Source organism: Listeria sp. Marseille-Q6474 (assembly GCF_946902005.1).
GTDB classification, from domain to species: domain Bacteria; phylum Bacillota; class Bacilli; order Lactobacillales; family Listeriaceae; genus Listeria; species Listeria innocua.
This window is the reverse complement of the sequence record NZ_CAMPPS010000001.1, coordinates 1-17,673: the sequence shown is the minus strand read 5'-3', so window position 1 is coordinate 17,673 and position 17,673 is coordinate 1. Positions and strand designations below refer to the sequence as shown.

Genomic DNA, 17,673 nt, shown 5'->3' with positions numbered 1-17,673 from the left:
CTATAAATCGTAATTGCTACGATTAGTATACTATTTAAACAAGAACAATTTCGATTTAGAGGAGTGAATGGATTGAAAAAAAGTTATCTTCTTGCTTTAACAGCATTATTATCCGTTTTTTTAATACTTACGGGCTGTTCAGACAGTAGTAATACAAAAGCAACAAAAAGCGGTAAATTGAACGTCTACACTACCGTTTATCCTTTGCAGTATTTAACAGAACAAATTGGTGGCAAATATGTAGACGTTAAAAGCATTTACCCGCCTGGTTCTGATGCCCACAGTTTTGAACCGACACAGAAAGATATGATGAAAATTGCCGATAGCGATTTATTTTTCTATATCGGACTTGGTATGGAAGGTTTTGTCGATAAAGCAGAAAAAACATTAGCGAACGAACATGTTACTTTTGTCTCTACCGCAGAAAAACTCGACTTGCCAAAAGATCCTGATGCGGCCGAAGAACATGACCACGAAAGCGAAGAGGAACACGAGCACGGCGATATAAACCCACACGTATGGTTAAACCCTGTGTATATGGAACAAATGGCCACTATCGTAAAAGATAAGTTAATTAAAGAAATGCCCGATCAAAAAGAAACATTCGAGCAAAATTATCAAGCTGTAGAAGAAAAATTAAAAAAATTAGACACAGATTTCCGCTCCGTTACAAGTGAAGCAAAACAAGAAGATTTTGTTACAGCTCATGCCGCTTACAGTTACTGGGAAACAGAATATAACTTACATCAAATCCCTATAGCCGGCGTATCGACTAGCGACGAACCTTCTCAAAAAAAATTAAAAACTATCGTGGAAAAAATCGAAGCAGCAAAAATCCCTTACATTATGCTGGAACAAAACACTAATTCAAAAATAGCAGATGTCATCAAACAAGAAACAAATACAAAAACGCTGACACTTCATAATCTCGAAACACTGACACAAAAAGATATAGACCAAGGTCGCGATTATCTTTCCATCATGAACGATAATTTAAAAGCTTTAAAACAAGGACTTGATTATTAAAAAAAAGAAAGGCGCTCTAATTAATTAGAGTGTCTTTCTTTTAATTTATTTCGCTGAATTTTGCCTGAAGCTGTTTTCGGTAGATGCTCCACAATTGTTATTTGCTTAGGGATTTTAAAACTAGCCAAGTTCGTTTGACAAATATCTTTTAATACCCCTTCATCAAATCCTTCATTTACAACGATAAAAGCAACAGGAACACTGCCCCATTTAGCATCTGATTTACCTACAACCGCAACTTCTTCCACAGCCTCATAAGCGCCAATCACATGTTCTATTTCAGTCGGATAAATATTTTCGCCACCAGAAATAATTAAATCAGAACGCCGCTCTAAAACAAATAAGAAGCCCTCCTCATCCAAATAACCAATATCGCCCGTTTTAAACCAGCCATCTATAAAAGCTTTTGCCGTTGCTTCTTCATTGTGTAAATATCCAGGTGTAATCGAAGGTCCTTTTAGTAAAATTTCGCCATCGTCAGCAATTTTTACTTCTGCAGGAAATAACGCTTTACCTGAGGAGCCAATTTTGTTTAAGGCATCTTTTGGTGGCAATGTCACAATTTGTGAAGCCGTTTCAGTCATTCCAAACGACTGTACTAATGGAATATCGCGTTGTTTACAAATTTCCAAAACAGCTTTACTTGCCGGACCCCCACCTAACAAAACAGTTCGCAAATTCGGATGGTAGCTTCCGCCTTGAATTTTTAACAATCGTTCTAACATCGAAGTCACTACAGAGATGGTAGAAATTTTACCACTTTCAAGCAATTGCGTAATTTTTTCTTCATCGAAATGCTCTTCTAAATACACGGGAATACCATAAATAACGGAACGCATCATAATTGATAAACCGCTAATATGAAAAATAGGTACAGCGCAAAGCCAACTATCTTTCTCCGTTAAACCTAAATTTAAAACAGAAGAAACAGCGCTCCACCAATGATTTTCATATGTTTGCATTACACCTTTTGGTTTTCCAGTTGTTCCTGAAGTATACATAACCGAAGCCGTGCGTGATAAATCCCATGTTTTGCATAAATCGGGTTCCACGTATGTCGTTTGCTCTAACTCTTCATAGCTAATTCCAGAAGTCACTTTATCCAAAAACACATCTGCTACAATCACTTGTTTTACCTCAGCATTTGCCAATTGAAAAGTAATCTCTTTTTTCGTTAAACGATTGTTAAGGAATAAAGTGATAGCTCCAAGTTGTTGCAAAGCATGAATAAGTAAAAAAGTCATTCGGTCATTTTTTCCAAGTAAAGCAACCATCTCGTCTTTTCTAATACCACGCGCGAATAATTTACCCGCAAGTTTCTCTACGGCTTCATATATTTCTTCAAACGTTTCTTGTTTTCCTTCAAAAACGAGCGCGGTTTCTCCAGGAGAAAGCCGCACTCGTTTTTGAAGCCAGTTTGTCATGTCCATTTTTACACCTTCAAATCAAGGGAATTTTGGAAATTGGTCAAAGTCTGGATCACGTTTTTCTTTAAAGGCATCGCGACCTTCTTTGGCTTCATCTGTTGTATAGTATAGAAGTGTTGCGTCACCAGCTAATTGCTGAATACCTGCTAAACCGTCAGTATCTGCATTGAAAGCTGCTTTGATGAAACGCAAGGCAGTTGGACTTTTTTGTAGCATTTCTTTCGCCCAAGCTACTGTTTCTTTTTCTAAATCTGCTACTGGAACAACTGTGTTAATCCAGCCCATTTCAAGTGCTTCGTCCGCTGTATATTGACGGCACATGAACCAAACTTCTTTCGCTTTCTTATGTCCGATAACACGTGCTAAATAGCCAGAACCGTAGCCAGCATCAAAACTACCAACATTCGGCCCAGTTTGTCCAAATTTCGCATTATCTGCTGCAATTGTTAAGTCACATACTAATTGAAGAACATTTCCCCCACCAATGGACCAGCCTGCAACCATCGCGATAACTGGTTTTGGAATAACACGAATTAAACGTTGTAAATCAAGTACGTTTAAGCGTGGAATTTGGTCATCGCCAACGTAACCGCCGTGACCGCGCACTTTTTGGTCTCCGCCAGAACAGAATGCTTTTTCGCCTTCCCCTGTTAAAATAATAACGCCAAGATCCGAATTATCGCGTGCTAAGTTAAATGCATCAATCATTTCTGTTACTGTTTTTGGTGTAAATGCATTATGTACTTCTGGACGATTAATCGTAATTTTTGCGATTCCTTCATAACTTTCATATTTGATTTCCTCGTATACTTTTTCTGTTTGCCAATTAAAACTCATTTTTCTTCCTCCTTTAAAATACCTTCCAGCCAGTATATGAGCTGACTTGAAAAAATGTTTGGTTGTTCTAAATAAACAGCATGCCCCGCTTCTTGTACCGTGACATGTGTGCTATTTGGTAAAAGTTGCTTCATTTCTCGGGCGATTTTTTCGAATTTCTCATCTAAATTGCCCGTAATCAGTAGCACAGGAAACGTAAAGCCCGCTAAATTTTCCCAATAAGAAGGTTGCTTCCCGGTGCCCATTCCGCGTAAACTCATTGCTAAACCATGTGGATTTTGAGCTAATCGCTCTAATCTTATTCGCTTTTTTAACGCAAACGGTAAATTCTTCTGTGATGCAAAAAGGGCTAAATTTTCCCAGTAAGCTACAAAAGGTTCAATACCATCTGCATCAAGCGTGTCAGCTAAACGATTATCTGCACTAATTCGACTTGCGCGTTCTTTTTCGTCTCGCAGTCCTGGTGAACTACTAACTAGAATAAGCCCGCGCACAAGCTCCTTATATTTTGCAGCAAAAGCAGTCGCTACTCGCCCGCCCATTGAGTACCCTAAAACAAAACAGCTATCGATTTTTAATTGATGTAAAATACTGGCCAAATCATCGCAAATATTTTCAATCGAATAACGCGCAACTTCCTTGGGACAAGAAGTTTTTCCATGCCCAAGTAAATCAGGCGCGATGATACTAAAATGCTCTTTTAAAAGCGATATGCTATCTTGAAAAGTCTCGCTGGAACCAGTAAAACCATGTAACATTAATAAAACTGGTTTTTCCCCGCTTATATCATTTATTAAATGATAATGTTGACCGTTTACTAGCATATTAATCTAACGCCTTTAAAGCAGTCGCAATTTTTTCCCAAAGCGCTTGGTGGTTTGCTTTATTTTCATGACGATTGGTTTTTACTTCAATAATATCTAAACCTTTATGGTAGCTTGCTTTATCAATAGCTTCTTCAAGTGAGTCCACAGATTTTGCTTCATGATAATCAGCATCATAAAATGCCGCAGCAAAGCGGAAATCAAGTTCAGTTGAAGTACCAAACAGTGACTCAAAATACTTCGGTTCGTTTGCTTGAGGTAAAAATGAGAAGATCCCACCGCCGTCATTGTTGACGATAATAATAGTAAGGTTCATCTTATATTTTTTCGCCATAAGCAAGCCATTCATATCATGATAAAACGATAAATCACCAATCAGTAAAAACATTGGTTGGAATACAACACTAGCACCTAGCGCCGAGGAAACAACCCCATCAATACCATTAGCGCCACGGTTTGCGAGCATTTTTATTTTCTTATCAATTTGCGAAAAATAGGTATCTACATCGCGAATTGGCATACTATTACCAATAAATAAACCAGCTTTATCTGGTAACAAACGGCGCAATTCCGAAACAATTTTGCCCTCTTCTAAAGTAGTTGTATTCGCCATTTCTTCCAGAACGATTTCGCGCGCTTTTTGATTGTAAGAAGTCCATCTATTTAACCATGAAGCGTCTTTCGTATCGTCCGGCATATTTTGTTGCATAATATCAAGTAAAAATCGCTCGTCGCAGTGAATCATATCAGTTACAGCTTTAATTGGATCCTTCCAAGCAGCACCAGGATCTACTACGTAAAATCTGATACCAAAAAGATGTTCCAACCAGTTTTTTAGTGGTTTAGAAACTGGCATACTTCCAAAGCGAATCACTACTTCTGGTGTTAATTTATCCAAAATATCCGCTTCTTTTAAAAATGCATCATATTGGTCAATTACCACTTCATCCATTGCCCCGTAAGAACGTAAGCCAGAAAGAGGATCCGCTAAAATTGGCCACCCTAGTTTTTTCGCCAAATCTACCATGGGCTGTTCCAATTCTTTTTTATCAATCGGTCCAACAACGAATACGCCTTTTTTGCCCGTGCATTCGGTGACCATTTTTTGAATGGAACTATCGTCTAAAACTTCATGCGTATAGTAAATATGTACATGATGATGTTTTTTCCCAGTAGCAGTAAATGGAGAAGGTTCTAAAATAGGTACAAGTGGTTCACGAAGCGGAAAATTAAGATGCACTGGTCCCCTAGGTGTTTTCATAGCAATATCCACCGCGCGACTACTATGCCATTTAGCATAACGAAGCATTTCATCACTGTTTTCAGGAAGCGCCATATCAGTGAAATCTTTTACGTGCGAACCGTATAAATGCAGTTGATCCATTGCTTGTGGTGCTCCAACATTTCTAAGTTCATGCGGACGGTCAGCAGTTAGGACAATTAATGGAATTTGTGATAAATTTGCTTCCACCACAGCAGGAAAATAGTTTGCCGCTGCAGTTCCGGAAGTACAGAGCAGAACAACTGGACGTTTGGATGCTTTCGCTAGCCCAAGCGCAAAAAAACCAGCCGATCGTTCATCAACATCTACATAAATCTTCAATGTTGGATGTTCTGCCATCATCAGTGCCAGCGGAGTTGAACGAGAACCCGGGCTAATAATTGCTTCTTTTACACCGGCTTGCACAAGCTCCTCAATAAATGCAGCTAAATAATCTGTCAGCACTTGTTCGTGGTTTGTCATTTCTTTATGCCTCCTAATACGCGTAACATCGGTTGGAATTTAACCTCAGTTTCTTTTAATTCTTCTTTTGGAACAGAATCACCAACAATCCCGCAACCAGCATAGATCAAACCTTGCGAATCAACAATTAAACCAGAACGAATCGCAACAGCAAACTCACCAGAGCCTTTTAAATCAACCCAGCCAATTGGTGCGCCGTAAAATCCGCGGTCCATTTCTTCCTTCATTCGAATAATCGCCAGCCCCATTTTTTGCGGTAATCCGCCAAGTGCCGGTGTCGGATGAAGAGCTTTCACCATTTCAAGCATTGTCACATCAGGCTTTTTCTTCGCTGTAATATTCATATATAAATGTTGAATATCGCGATTTTTTAGTAGAACGGGTTGGCTAGATAACGAAAGACCTGTCGTAAATGGTTTTAACGTTTCTTCCATCATTTGTACAACATAGGAATGCTCTCGTAAATTTTTTGCGTCTTGCAGTAAAGCATTTCCTAGGGCTTCATCTGCATCATCCGTAGCACCACGTTCGGTTGAACCTGCTACACAAGAGGACTGGATTGTATCCCCATTTACAGCAAGCAATCTTTCTGGAGTTGCGCCAAAAAAGACTCCCGTTCCCTTTTCTATAAGAAAGAAATAACTATTTTCTTGTGTTGCTAGCATATTTTCCAAAATAATTGCGCTATCTACTTGTCGCTGGAAACGTAACCCCATCCGTCTAGCTAAAACTACTTTTTTCACGTCTTCTGAATGATTAATCATATCGATAATTTCACTTGCAGTCTCTAGGAAATGCTCTTTACCAATTTCCTTAAAATCTGTTAGCAATGCCATTTCAGCTTCATTAACCTCTTGATGAATGATTTTTTGCCACTGATTAAAAACAGCTTCTAATTTGCTCTCCGTATCATCTGAGTAGATGGACAAATTGACCGTTAAGTAGCTTTTCCCATCCTTATTAGTCAACATAAATAGCGGTAAGTAGAACAAACCATCTTTAAAACTTTGCCATTCTTTCTCTGTATCCCGCTCAGGATCAAAAGCAAAACCGCCAAAGTAAATTGGCCCAGTTGCATCTACTGTTGCATTTGTTACACAAGTGCGCAGTCTTTTTTCAATTTTCTCTTGCAGTCCAAGAAAAGCATCTTTTTTCTTCTCCGCCAAAAATTGTTTCGTTACACCAAAACCGGTCATCGTCAGTGTCATTTCTGGATTTTGCCAGAAAAAACGTTCACCTTTAAAAGCCGTACCAGCTTTTTTAAACAATTTGACTGGAGACACTAATTCATCTAACTCAGTTACCCAGCTAAATAGAGCCGGTTGATCTTGGCTTGCGCTACGTTTCGCTTGATTAAATAAATCAAGAGGCAATTTAGTATTCATATGCTTATCTCTCCTTTTACATTCACATCTTCTATTATACCAAAAATAGAGCTAAACTGCTTGGTTTGCGTTTTTTCTTTCATTTCGTTATTAATTATTGACGTCGTTCAATTAATTCCCTAAAATGAAGGGTAGACATCTGAAACATATGGAAGTGAAAAAGGAGAGAAAAACATGGCTAATGCCTCAAAATCTGCACTTACGAAACAAACTGGATTTCAAAAATGGTGGTCGTTACTTCGCCCTCATACGCTTGTAGCTTCTTTTGTTCCGGTATTTTTAGGAACCTCCGTCGCAATGAGCTATACCAGTTTTCATTTTACACGTTTTATCGTCATGCTAATTGCTTGTTTCTTCATTCAAACATCAGCCAATCTATTCAATGAATATTTTGATTATAAAAAAGGACAAGACGATGAACATTCGGTTGGAAATGGTGGTGCTATCGTTCGTAATGGTATGCGCCCAGGTTTTATATTGTTCCTAGCAATCTTTTTATACATTTTATCGATTCTCGGTGGCGTTTATCTATCCATTGAATTAAATTGGTACGTTGGCTTACTTGGCGCAATTTGTATGCTTGTTGGCTTTCTTTATACAGGCGGACCTTATCCAATCGCTTATACGCCGTTTGGTGAAATTATGGCAGGGTTCTTTATGGGAGGAATTATTACTTTTATTTCTTTCTACATCCAAGCGGAATTTATTAGTTCGTTTATCGTCTACGTTTCCATTCCAATAATGGTACTTGTTGGAAACTTGTTACTAGCCAATAGTATTCGTGATTTAGTTCCTGATAAGAAAAATGGCCGTTTAACTTTAGCTATTTTACTTGGTCGTAAATGGGCAACCGTTCTTTTCGCAGCTGCTTTTCTTTTCAGTTATGTATTTGAAATCGCCCTTATCTTTACCCAAGATGCTCCGTGGTGGACACTATTAATTCTACTTAGTTTGCCAGAAGCCATTCGTGCTGTTCGTCGTTTCATTGGAAAAACTTCACCTATCACAATGGTTCCAGCAATGAAATCTACTTCCAAGGCTTTAACTATTTTTGGAATTACACTAGCATTCGCTTATCTTTTAAGCCTATTATCTAGAAACTTATTCATGTAAAAAACTGGTTGTCCTAATGACAACCAGTTTTTTTATTTGGAAGCAATTTGTAATTGTTGTTTATTTTGAACATATTTCGCAAGTTCAATCGACAAATCATATCGTAAAAATGGCGTAATAATATAAATCCCCTGAAAATGCTCACAAATAGCATCAACTAATTCACGCGCAATCGCCATGCCTTCTTCATTTGCGTGACCGTGTTCTTCCGCTTCTCTCATCCGTTCCCGAACCTCATCAGTCAAGCGAATGCCCGGAACTTCATTATGAAGAAATTCTGCATTTCGACTTGAAAGTAATGGCATAACCCCGATAAAAAGCGGCACATCAATATTTGCCTTTTGCAAAGCTTCTTTAAGCAAAACAGCTTTATTTACATCATAAATGGGCTGCGTAATAATATAATCCGCGCCGTATTCTACTTTTCGTTCAATTAATCGAACCGCCTTTTCTAAGTTAAGCACATTGGGGTTAAACGCTGCGCCAACATGAAACCGCGCTTTTTCCTTCAACGATTTTCCCGTATATGAAATACCGTCATTGAACTTTTTAATCAGCTGAACGAGCTCCACCGATCTTAAATCAAACACCGAGGATGCTCCTGGGAAATCACCTACTTTAGTCGGATCGCCCGTAATCGCAAGCACATCATGGAGACCGAGCTTATGAAATCCCATCACATGTGAATGCATCCCAACTAAATTATGGTCCCGCGTCGTCAAATGAATCAGCGGTTTAATGCCATACTCATGTTTCAAAATGGAAGCCAGCGCCATATTACTAATTCTCGGAGTCGCTAGCGAATTATCCGAAATCGTAATCGCGTCAACTCCAGCCTCATCCAGCGCCTTAGCTCCTTCAAAAAATTTCGATGTATCAAAAGTCCGAGGTGGATCAAGTTCTACTAAAATCGTCAACCGTTCCTTCACCTTATCAAGTAAACGCTCACCAGACTCCTCGTCCTCCACTTCTTCAGGAACAAGCTCCAAAATCGGTCGAACTTCTTTTTCCAAAACGGGCTTAGTACTTTCTAATCCTTTACGCAAAGCACGAATATGATCTGGAGTCGTTCCGCAACAGCCACCAATAATTCGTGCACCTTCTTGTCGAAAAACTTCCCCGTAATGCTCAAAATAATCTGTATCTGACTGATAAATGACTTTCCCTTCTTGCACTTCTGGCAGGCTCGCATTGGGATAAACAGCTAAGTATGCCTTATCATAAAGTGGTACTGTTTCAAGAGCACGCGCCATATGATATGGTCCAAGTCGGCAATTGATACCAACTACATCTGCACCGAGCGCAATAAGTTCTTCCAGCGCATCTGGTAATTTTTTCCCGTTTTGAAGGATACCTGGTTCATGCATCGATACATTTGCCACGACAGGTAAATCAGTCGTCTCACGGAGAATTTTCAACACCGTTTTAAGTTCATCTAAATCATAATACGTCTCGAGCAAAATTGCATCCACACCATCTAACAAAAAACAGTATAGCTGCTCCCGAAAACTACGCTTAATTTCTTCCAGAGGAGCCGCCGGAAGTCTTGCATCCACAGCACCATTTATCCCGCCAATCGTGCCAAAGATATACGTCCCAGTCCCTCTCGCCGCTTCCTTTGCTAACCGAATGGCGGCTTGGTTAATTCGCTTCACTTCATCCTCAAGACCATATCGAGCGAGTTTAATATAATTGGCTCCGTAAGTATTAGTTTGAATAATATCCGCACCAGCACCAATATAAGCCTTATGAATCGCTACAATATCTTCCGGATGAGATAAATTCAGTTCTTCAAACGAACGGTCCACCCCGTAGGAATAAAGCAAAGTGCCCATCGCACCATCTGCAATTAATACTTTTTCGCTTAAATCTTTTCTTAAATTCATTTCGCGACACTTCCTTTCTTAACGAACGAAAGTGCTTGTTTTAAATCAGCAATCAAATCATCGGCATCCTCTAGTCCCGCTGAAAAACGTAATAATCCTGGTGTAATTCCTTGCGCCAAACGCTCCTCTTCCGGAACAGCAGCATGAGACATTTTAGCAGGGTAAGATAAAATACTCTCAACCGCACCTAAACTCACGGAAAATACCGGTAACTCCAAATGATTTACGAGCTCGCGCACAGCTTCTTCGCTACCAAGATCAAAAGACAAAACAGCTCCACCACTCGTGGCTTGTTCTACTTGAATTTCATAGCCTGCATGGGATGGTAACCCAGGATAATGCACCGCAACTACATCTGGTTCCGCATTTAAAAACAAAGCAATTTTTTCCGCAGTTTCCGTCCCAGCTTTCATCCGAACAGATAGCGTTTTAAGTCCACGAAGCAGCAGCCAAGAATCTTGCACCCCAAGAACCCCACCAGTTGAATTTTGCAAAAAGTAAATAGCTTCAGCCAAATCCGGGTTATTAGTAACAATAAGCCCCGCCAAAATATCACTATGACCGCCAAGAAATTTCGTCGCACTGTGGATAACCAAATCTGCCCCAAGCTCTAACGGTTTTTGAATAAGCGGTGTTAAAAATGTATTGTCAACAAACGTATGGCAGCCATTCGCTCTCGCAAGTTTAGAAACAGTCCGAATGTCCGTCACATGTAATAGCGGATTGGATGGTGTTTCCAAGTAAACCAACTTAGTATTCGCTTGAAACGCCTTCGCAACTTCATCAATGTTTGTCGTATCAACAAAAGTATGCGTAATCCCAAACCTCGGCAACACTTGCTCAACCAAACGAAAAGTTCCACCATACACATCTTTTGAAATAATAAAATGATCCCCTTTAGATAGTGTGAAAAGTGCCGCAGAAACAGCAGCCATACCACTTGCAAAAGCAAAACCGTTCGTGCCACCTTCTAATTCCGCAATCGCTTGCTCCACTTTTTCCCGCGTTGGATTGCCACTTCTTGCATAATCATAAGTATGGTAATTATCAAAATCATGTTGATGAAATGTAGACGATAAATGAATGGGCGTATTAAGTGCACCTGTTTCTTTATCGATTCCTAAACTAGCTTTAATTACAGCTGTATCTTGCCCATAATCCTTAGCCACGAGCGGTCACCCCTTTCAAAACCGCATCAAGCGCTTTAGATAAATCAGCAATTAAATCTTCACTAGCTTCAATTCCAACCGAAATTCGTAATAATTTATCTGTGAGCCCATAAGAATTTCTAAGTTCCACTGGAATATCGGCATGAGTTTGCGTTGTTGGATAAGTAATCAAACTCTCTACCCCACCTAAACTTTCCGCAAAAGTAAACAACTCAAGCTCTTTTAAAAGTGGCGATACGAGCGCTGCATCCTTAATAAAGAAACTAATCATTCCCCCGCGGCCCGGATAACGCACTTCCTCCACTAACTCATGCTCCTCCAAAAACGCAGCGATTTTCTCCGCATTTGCTTGATGCTGTCTCACTCGTAAAACAAGCGTCTTCAGACCACGAATCAAAAGCCAACTATCAAATGGCGATAACACAGTACCCGTTGCATTTAGCTGATCAAAAAAGAATTTTCCAAGCCATTCCTCTTTAACAATAACCGCGCCTGCCAGCACATCGTTATGTCCACCAAGATACTTCGTCGCACTATGAATAACAATATCTGCGCCTAAAGTTAATGGTTGCTGCAAAACAGGTGTATAAAAAGTGTTATCTACAATAACAAGTAAATCATTCGCATGTGCCCACCGAGACACACTAGCAATGTCTGTTTCTTGCATCAATGGATTAGTCGGCGTTTCGATGAAAATCGCTTTTGTTTCCGGGCGAACCAATTTTTCCAAATCATTCACGTTCGCCCCGTCCCAATAAGAAAAACCAATCTGATATTGCGCTCCAAACTGTTCAAAATATCTAAAAGTCCCACCGTACAAATCCTGCGAGCTTATGATATGTTCACCCGTTTTAAAAAGCTGAAAGACTAATTGAATTGCACTCATCCCAGAACTCGTCGCAAATGCATGCGTTCCATTCTCTAGTTCCGCAAGTGCTTCTTGTAAAGCATCTCGCGTTGGATTTCCCGTTCTAGTATAATCATATCCCGTTGATACCCCAAGATCGGCATGCTGGTAAGCTGTAGAGAAGTAGACTGGCATATTGACAGCACCCGTTCTTTCACACTTTCTATTTCCAATTTGCGCTGCTATCGTCTCTTGTTTCAGCTTTGCCATAATTACCTCTCCTCCATTCCTTTATTTCTCTAATACTTGATATTCTGCACGAACTTCTTTAGTAGCTTTAATCATATCTTGAAGTGCGGCAATTGTTTCAGGCTCTTTACGCGTTTTCAACCCACAATCCGGGTTAATCCAAAATTGTTTTGCATCAATTGCACGTAACGCACGACGGATATTATCTTGAATTTCTGAAACAGTTGGAACTCGCGGGCTATGAATATCATAAACACCCAGTCCAATTTCTTTATCATAAGTCACTTCTTCAAATGTCGAAATAATCTCCCCATGACTTCTTGACGTTTCAATCGAAATAACATCGGCATCCAAAGCGCTGATTGTATCAATAATGTCATCAAAATCCGAATAGCACATATGCGTATGAATTTGCGTATCATTTTGAACCGAAGCAGTTGTTAATTTAAATGAATATACCGCATCATCTAAATATTTTTGCCATCTCGCTTGTTTCAATGGTAAACCTTCACGTAAGGCTGGCTCGTCCACTTGGATAACCTTAATGCCATTACGTTCTAATGCTTCTACTTCTTTACGAAGCGCGAGGCCAACTTGATTCGCAACAACACTTTCCGGCACATCATCACGGACAAAACTCCAATTGATGATTGTTACTGGCGCCGTTAGCATCCCCTTCACTGGGCGCTTCGTTAACGACTGGGCATAGACGCTTTCTTTCACTGTAATTTCCTCTGTAAAAGCAACATCCCCGTAGATAAGTGGTGGACGAACCGCTCTCGAACCATAAGATTGTACCCACCCAAATTTAGTTGCCTGGAAGCCTGCTAATTTTTGTCCAAAATATTCTACCATGTCAGTACGTTCAAATTCACCGTGAACTAACACATCGATATCTAAATCCTCTTGAATTTTAATCCAGCGAGCAGTTTCTTTTTCAATAAATGCATTATATTCTGCATCGGTGATATTTCCTTTTAACCAATCTGCACGTGTTTTCCGAACTTCTGGTGACTGTGGAAAACTTCCGATAGTCGTTGTTGGAAACAGTGGTAATTTGAGCCATTCATGTTGTAATTTGATTCGTTCTGCAAATGGTAATTCTCGGTCAACCCGAACATTTTCTAAATTAGCAATCGCCGCTTGAACTTCTAAATTATTTCGATGGCTTGATTCATTAAGTGCTTTTACAGCCTCACGAGCTTCATTTAGCTCAGCAGCCACACTTTCCTCACCTTCTGTTAAAGCTTTCGTTAAAATAGCAATTTCATCTAATTTTTGATCAGCAAATGATAAACCACCTAGAATCACTTCATCTAAATCAGGTTCGCTTAGTTTGGTTACTGGTACATGTAATAATGAATTGGATGGTTGGACAATCAATTTATCCTCCGCCACATAATGAGCGATGTCAGTAAGGAGTGCCAATTTCGCATCCAAATCACTGCGCCAAACATTTCGACCATCAATCACCCCAGCCGCTAAATATTTATCTTGCGGAAATCCGTGAGCTTTCAACGCTTTAATCGAATCGCCGTGATCATGAACAAAATCAATTCCAACCGCCGCAACTGGCAAATTAACAACCTCTTCATAATAATCCAAACTTTCAAAATAAGTTTGTAATTCTATTTTCAAGTTTGGTACAGCATCATGAAACGCTTTGTATACTTTTTCAAATAAAGCAATTTCTTTTTTATCAAAACTAGTTGCAAGATAAGGTTCGTCAATTTGAACCCACGTAGCACCAGCAGTTTCAAGCTCTTTCAAAATTTCAATATACGCTGGAATAAATTTATCTAATAATATTTCAAAGCTTTCTGCATCGCTACCTTTTCCAAGTTTTAAATAAGTAACTGGACCAACTAGTACTGGCTTCCCTTCAATCCCAAGCTCGATTTTCGCTTCCTCGTAGTAGTAAAGCGCCCGGTTATCTAATACTTTAGGATCAGCTTCAGCAAGTTCTGGCACGATGTAATGATAGTTAGTATTGAACCATTTAGTCATTTCAGAAGCAACCGCGTCACTCTTACCACGCGCAATATCAAAATATGTATTTAGCGAAACTTTCCCACCATCATGTTGAAAACGTTTTGGAATAATCCCAAATGTAACGCTCGTATCAAGCACTTGATCATAAAAACTAAAGTCACCAACTGGAATCAAATCAATTCCTTTATCTTGTTGTTTTTTTAGCGCATGTAATCTTAGAGCTTTCGTTTCCGCCAATAATTCCTTTTCTGAAATCGCACCATTCCAAAACTTTTCTAGCGCACGTTTCCATTCACGTTTCTCCCCAAGTCTCGGATACCCCAAGTTTGAACTAATCGCCTTTACCATACCTATCACCTTATCCTCTCAATTTTTTGCCAATAAAAAACCTCCCTAGAGAACTAGAGAGGTTTGGAAGTTTCGATACACAAATACAGTGAAACTTTTTAAGTCTCTCTTATCTCTCGAAGCATCACACTTCGCAGGATTTAGCACCTTTTCAACGAATTGAAAGGTTGCTGGGTTTCAACGGGCCAGTCCCTCTACCACTCATAATAAGAGTAATTTATTTAGTTTTTTTAATCACTTAAATTGGATTGAAATCATCATACCACTTGCAACTAAAAACTGTCAATCATTAAATTTTTATTTTCTTTCAATGTGCTTCCTTCCGTCCTCCCAAAGCTAATAATAAACAGCCTAGCAAAAGGATTCCAGCGACCACAAAATAAAATATTTGATTTCCAAAAATCCCTATCATCATCCCCGTTGCACTCGGACCAATAATACTCCCTAAACTAAAGAACATTCCTACCAAAATATTTCCAGCCGGAAGTAGTTCAAGCGGCGTCAAATCAGTCATATAAGATAACCCTAGTGAATAAAGGGAGCCTAGCAATATCCCCAAAATAAAGAAAAATATCACAAAGAAAATAGGTATCTTAACAAACGCTGTTAATACAAAAACCACAGCCCCTGCTCCAGTCAAAAGCGGTAACATTTTACCACGACCAAATTTATCACTAATAATCCCAATCGGCACTTGAAAAATAATCGTCCCAACTGAAAAAGAAGAAATAATCATCGCAATCATCATTGTATCAAGGCCATCTCGCAACCCTACAACTGGAAATGTCGCATTAAGTCCGGTTTCAAGAATCCCATACAAAAACGGTGGAATCATCGCAACCCAAGCCATCTTAAATACGCCCGAAAAGCGTTTTATACTTCCCCAAAAAGAAATTTTCCGAATAACAGCCTTTTCTCCCACGAAATCATTTCGAATAAACCAAACAAGGCTCCAAGCAATCAATACTAAAATACCTGACAAAAAGAAAGGCAAGTTTGCATTTACTTTTGCCAAATTCACCAACTGTGGCCCAATCGCAAATCCTACAGAGAAAAACAAACCATAAATAGCCATATTCCGACCACGCTTACTAGGATCACTCATTGCTCCAATCCATGTCTGCGATGAAAAATGCAACATATGATCCCCAATACCAATAAGCAATCGCAATATAAACCAAAAATATAAATTAAACCAAATAGGAAAAGCAAATATTGCAATCGCAACAAGCCCTCCGCCAACTAATATTATAGGCTTGTAACCATATTTATGTAAAGGTGCCTCAATAAATGGAGAAATCAGTAGAACACCTAAGTAAATTCCTGTTGCATGAAACCCATTTATTCCAGCACTTACCCCTTTTTCTTCTAAAATTATCGCAATAAGTGGCAGTAAAACACCCTGAGATAATCCAGATATAGCTACAACCATCGTTAAAATCCAAAACTTCCCTTTTGCCCCCATAACACACCTCCGAAAACTTACTAAAAAAAAACAATGTCGATGTTCGACATTGTTTTTTTAGATGACCCGTACGGGAATCGAACCCGTGTTACCGCCGTGAAAGGGCGGTGTCTTAACCGCTTGACCAACGGGCCATATCTGGCGGAGAAGGAGGGATTTGAACCCTCGCGCCGCGCGAGCGACCTACACCCTTAGCAGGGGCGCCTCTTCAGCCACTTGAGTACTTCCCCAGATATAAAAAATCTATTCTCTTTTTGAAAGAATAACTCCACAGGCAGGACTCGAACCTGCGACCGATCGGTTAACAGCCGATTGCTCTACCAACTGAGCTACTGTGGAATAAAATGGGCCTAAATGGACTCGAACCATCGACCTCACGCTTATCAGGCGTGCGCTCTAACCAGCTGAGCTATAGGCCCCTAGTAAATCTAATTTCATGGTAAAAAGCGGGTGATGGGAATCGAACCCACGACAACAGCTTGGAAGGCTGTAGTTTTACCACTAAACTACACCCGCATAATAAAATTTAAAAACAAAGGGCGGATAATGGGAATCGAACCCACGAATGCCTGAACCACAATCAGGTGCGTTAACCACTTCGCCATATCCGCCATAAGGCAAAAATGTTTAAAAAGAATGGCTTGGGACAGAATCGAACTGCCGACACCTTGAGCTTCAATCAAGTGCTCTACCAACTGAGCTACCAAGCCATAATGGCGGTCCCGACGGGATTTGAACCCGCGATCTCCTGCGTGACAGGCAGGCATGTTAACCCCTACACCACGGAACCACTATTGCGGGGGCAGGATTTGAACCTACGACCTTCGGGTTATGAGCCCGACGAGCTACCAGACTGCTCCACCCCGCGACAATAATATTTAATTTAGTCCACATATCACAAGTGAAAAAACGGAGGAAGAGGGATTCGAACCCCCGCGCGGTATTACCCGCCTGTCGGTTTTCAAGACCGATCCCTTCAGCCAGACTTGGGTATTCCTCCATGATAATAATAAAGTGACAAGTGGACCTTGCAGGACTCGAACCTGCGACCGGACGGTTATGAGCCGTCTGCTCTAACCAACTGAGCTAAAGGTCCAAGATTGAAAATAGCGGCGGAGGGAATCGAACCCACGACCTCTCGGGTATGAACCGAACGCTCTAGCCAGCTGAGCTACGCCGCCATAATAATAAGGCTACCATTTTCTTTCTAATTATGTGATTAAATGTGAAGTAAGTGGAGCCTAGCGGGATCGAACCGCTGACCTCCTGCGTGCAAAGCAGGCGCTCTCCCAGCTGAGCTAAGGCCCCATTATAAAAGATGAAACAATCGGGAAGACAGGATTCGAACCTGCGACCCCTTG

Annotated in this window: 12 protein-coding genes, 13 tRNA genes and 1 riboswitch; of the genes, 2 read left to right on the top strand and 23 right to left on the bottom strand. The window is 40.1% G+C overall.

Features of this window, described 5'->3' with window-relative positions:
- The first annotated feature begins 72 nt into the window (after positions 1–72).
- Positions 73–1,026 (top strand): metal ABC transporter substrate-binding protein, encoded by a 954-nt coding sequence (locus tag OC533_RS00125; RefSeq protein ID WP_194323531.1) that lies wholly within the window; start codon positions 73–75, stop codon positions 1,024–1,026.
- A 20-nt stretch (positions 1,027–1,046) separates the two neighbouring features.
- Here OC533_RS00125 and OC533_RS00120 read toward each other — a convergent pair whose 3' ends face one another.
- From OC533_RS00120 to OC533_RS00100, 5 genes are read right to left on the bottom strand one after another with little or no spacing between them, the layout of a single operon-like run.
- The gene (locus tag OC533_RS00120; RefSeq protein WP_194330283.1) at positions 1,047–2,456 is read right to left on the bottom strand and encodes an o-succinylbenzoate--CoA ligase; all 1,410 of its coding nucleotides are present in this window, start codon (positions 2,454–2,456) and stop codon (positions 1,047–1,049) included.
- Between the two features lie 15 nt (positions 2,457–2,471).
- On the bottom strand, positions 2,472–3,290 hold the full coding sequence (gene menB / locus OC533_RS00115) for a 1,4-dihydroxy-2-naphthoyl-CoA synthase (protein WP_003723264.1): 819 nt from the start codon (positions 3,288–3,290) through the stop codon (positions 2,472–2,474).
- Complete coding sequence (menH, locus tag OC533_RS00110; protein ID WP_194323533.1) at positions 3,287–4,114, bottom strand: 2-succinyl-6-hydroxy-2,4-cyclohexadiene-1-carboxylate synthase; 828 nt, start codon at positions 4,112–4,114, stop codon at positions 3,287–3,289. The genes menB and menH overlap by 4 nt, the downstream gene beginning before the upstream one ends.
- Position 4,115: 1 nt before the next feature.
- On the bottom strand, positions 4,116–5,858 hold the full coding sequence (gene menD, locus OC533_RS00105; protein WP_003772171.1) for a 2-succinyl-5-enolpyruvyl-6-hydroxy-3-cyclohexene-1-carboxylic-acid synthase: 1,743 nt from the start codon (positions 5,856–5,858) through the stop codon (positions 4,116–4,118).
- The gene (locus OC533_RS00100; protein ID WP_003772173.1) at positions 5,855–7,243 is read right to left on the bottom strand and encodes an isochorismate synthase MenF; all 1,389 of its coding nucleotides are present in this window, start codon (positions 7,241–7,243) and stop codon (positions 5,855–5,857) included. Before OC533_RS00100 ends, menD begins: the two co-directional genes overlap by 4 nt.
- A 174-nt stretch (positions 7,244–7,417) precedes the next feature.
- Here OC533_RS00100 and OC533_RS00095 point away from each other — a divergent pair, with 174 nt between their 5' ends.
- A complete protein-coding gene (locus OC533_RS00095) occupies positions 7,418–8,356 on the top strand; it encodes a 1,4-dihydroxy-2-naphthoate polyprenyltransferase (RefSeq protein ID WP_003767239.1) in 939 nt (312 codons plus the stop codon).
- Between the two features lie 32 nt (positions 8,357–8,388).
- Here OC533_RS00095 and OC533_RS00090 read toward each other — a convergent pair whose 3' ends face one another.
- The 18 genes from OC533_RS00090 to OC533_RS00005 form a co-directional block, all read right to left on the bottom strand.
- A complete protein-coding gene (locus OC533_RS00090) occupies positions 8,389–10,242 on the bottom strand; it encodes a bifunctional homocysteine S-methyltransferase/methylenetetrahydrofolate reductase (RefSeq protein ID WP_045553112.1) in 1,854 nt (617 codons plus the stop codon).
- Positions 10,239–11,411 carry a cystathionine beta-lyase gene (gene metC / locus OC533_RS00085; protein WP_194323534.1) on the bottom strand — a complete coding sequence of 391 codons (1,173 nt, stop codon included), beginning with the start codon at positions 11,409–11,411 and terminating at the stop codon, positions 10,239–10,241. The genes OC533_RS00090 and metC overlap by 4 nt, the downstream gene beginning before the upstream one ends.
- Positions 11,404–12,528 (bottom strand): aminotransferase class I/II-fold pyridoxal phosphate-dependent enzyme, encoded by a 1,125-nt coding sequence (locus tag OC533_RS00080; RefSeq protein ID WP_033532951.1) that lies wholly within the window; start codon positions 12,526–12,528, stop codon positions 11,404–11,406. The genes metC and OC533_RS00080 overlap by 8 nt, the downstream gene beginning before the upstream one ends.
- 21 nt (positions 12,529–12,549) lie before the next feature.
- On the bottom strand, positions 12,550–14,847 hold the full coding sequence (metE, locus tag OC533_RS00075) for a 5-methyltetrahydropteroyltriglutamate--homocysteine S-methyltransferase (protein WP_194323535.1): 2,298 nt from the start codon (positions 14,845–14,847) through the stop codon (positions 12,550–12,552).
- Positions 14,848–14,953: 106 nt separating this feature from the next.
- A riboswitch (SAM riboswitch) is annotated at positions 14,954–15,060 on the bottom strand.
- 94 nt (positions 15,061–15,154) lie between these two features.
- Entirely contained in the window at positions 15,155–16,312 is a 1,158-nt protein-coding gene (locus OC533_RS00070; RefSeq protein WP_160463755.1) for an MFS transporter, read from the bottom strand.
- A 62-nt stretch (positions 16,313–16,374) separates the two neighbouring features.
- Positions 16,375–16,446, bottom strand: a tRNA-Glu gene (locus OC533_RS00065).
- A gap of 5 nt (positions 16,447–16,451) precedes the next feature.
- A tRNA-Ser gene (locus tag OC533_RS00060) sits at positions 16,452–16,542 on the bottom strand.
- Positions 16,543–16,578: 36 nt separating this feature from the next.
- A tRNA-Asn gene (locus OC533_RS00055) sits at positions 16,579–16,651 on the bottom strand.
- 6 nt (positions 16,652–16,657) lie between these two features.
- Positions 16,658–16,731: transfer RNA gene (locus OC533_RS00050), tRNA-Ile, on the bottom strand.
- 26 nt (positions 16,732–16,757) lie between these two features.
- A tRNA-Gly gene (locus OC533_RS00045) sits at positions 16,758–16,828 on the bottom strand.
- 22 nt (positions 16,829–16,850) lie between these two features.
- A tRNA-His gene (locus OC533_RS00040) sits at positions 16,851–16,923 on the bottom strand.
- Positions 16,924–16,949: 26 nt separating this feature from the next.
- A tRNA-Phe gene (locus OC533_RS00035) sits at positions 16,950–17,022 on the bottom strand.
- A 4-nt stretch (positions 17,023–17,026) separates the two neighbouring features.
- A tRNA-Asp gene (locus OC533_RS00030) sits at positions 17,027–17,102 on the bottom strand.
- 4 nt (positions 17,103–17,106) lie between these two features.
- Positions 17,107–17,180 (bottom strand) — tRNA-Met (locus OC533_RS00025).
- 42 nt (positions 17,181–17,222) lie between these two features.
- Positions 17,223–17,312 (bottom strand) — tRNA-Ser (locus OC533_RS00020).
- Between the two features lie 22 nt (positions 17,313–17,334).
- A tRNA-Ile gene (locus OC533_RS00015) sits at positions 17,335–17,408 on the bottom strand.
- Positions 17,409–17,419: 11 nt separating this feature from the next.
- A tRNA-Met gene (locus tag OC533_RS00010) sits at positions 17,420–17,493 on the bottom strand.
- Between the two features lie 54 nt (positions 17,494–17,547).
- Positions 17,548–17,620, bottom strand: a tRNA-Ala gene (locus OC533_RS00005).
- Between the last annotated feature and the right edge of the window lie 53 nt (positions 17,621–17,673).

Excerpts from the sequence above, each read along its gene's own strand:
- OC533_RS00120 (WP_194330283.1), bottom strand. The coding sequence starts at position 2,456 with ATGGACATGACAAACTGGCTTCAAAAACGAGTGCGGCTTTCTCCTGGA.
- menB (WP_003723264.1), bottom strand. The coding sequence starts at position 3,290 with ATGAGTTTTAATTGGCAAACAGAAAAAGTATACGAGGAAATCAAATAT.
- menH (WP_194323533.1), bottom strand. The coding sequence starts at position 4,114 with ATGCTAGTAAACGGTCAACATTATCATTTAATAAATGATATAAGCGGG.
- menD (WP_003772171.1), bottom strand. The coding sequence starts at position 5,858 with ATGACAAACCACGAACAAGTGCTGACAGATTATTTAGCTGCATTTATT.
- OC533_RS00100 (WP_003772173.1), bottom strand. The coding sequence starts at position 7,243 with ATGAATACTAAATTGCCTCTTGATTTATTTAATCAAGCGAAACGTAGC.
- OC533_RS00095 (WP_003767239.1), top strand. The coding sequence starts at position 7,418 with ATGGCTAATGCCTCAAAATCTGCACTTACGAAACAAACTGGATTTCAA.
- OC533_RS00090 (WP_045553112.1), bottom strand. The coding sequence starts at position 10,242 with ATGAATTTAAGAAAAGATTTAAGCGAAAAAGTATTAATTGCAGATGGT.
- OC533_RS00080 (WP_033532951.1), bottom strand. The coding sequence starts at position 12,528 with ATGGCAAAGCTGAAACAAGAGACGATAGCAGCGCAAATTGGAAATAGA.
- metE (WP_194323535.1), bottom strand. The coding sequence starts at position 14,847 with ATGGTAAAGGCGATTAGTTCAAACTTGGGGTATCCGAGACTTGGGGAG.
- OC533_RS00070 (WP_160463755.1), bottom strand. The coding sequence starts at position 16,312 with ATGGGGGCAAAAGGGAAGTTTTGGATTTTAACGATGGTTGTAGCTATA.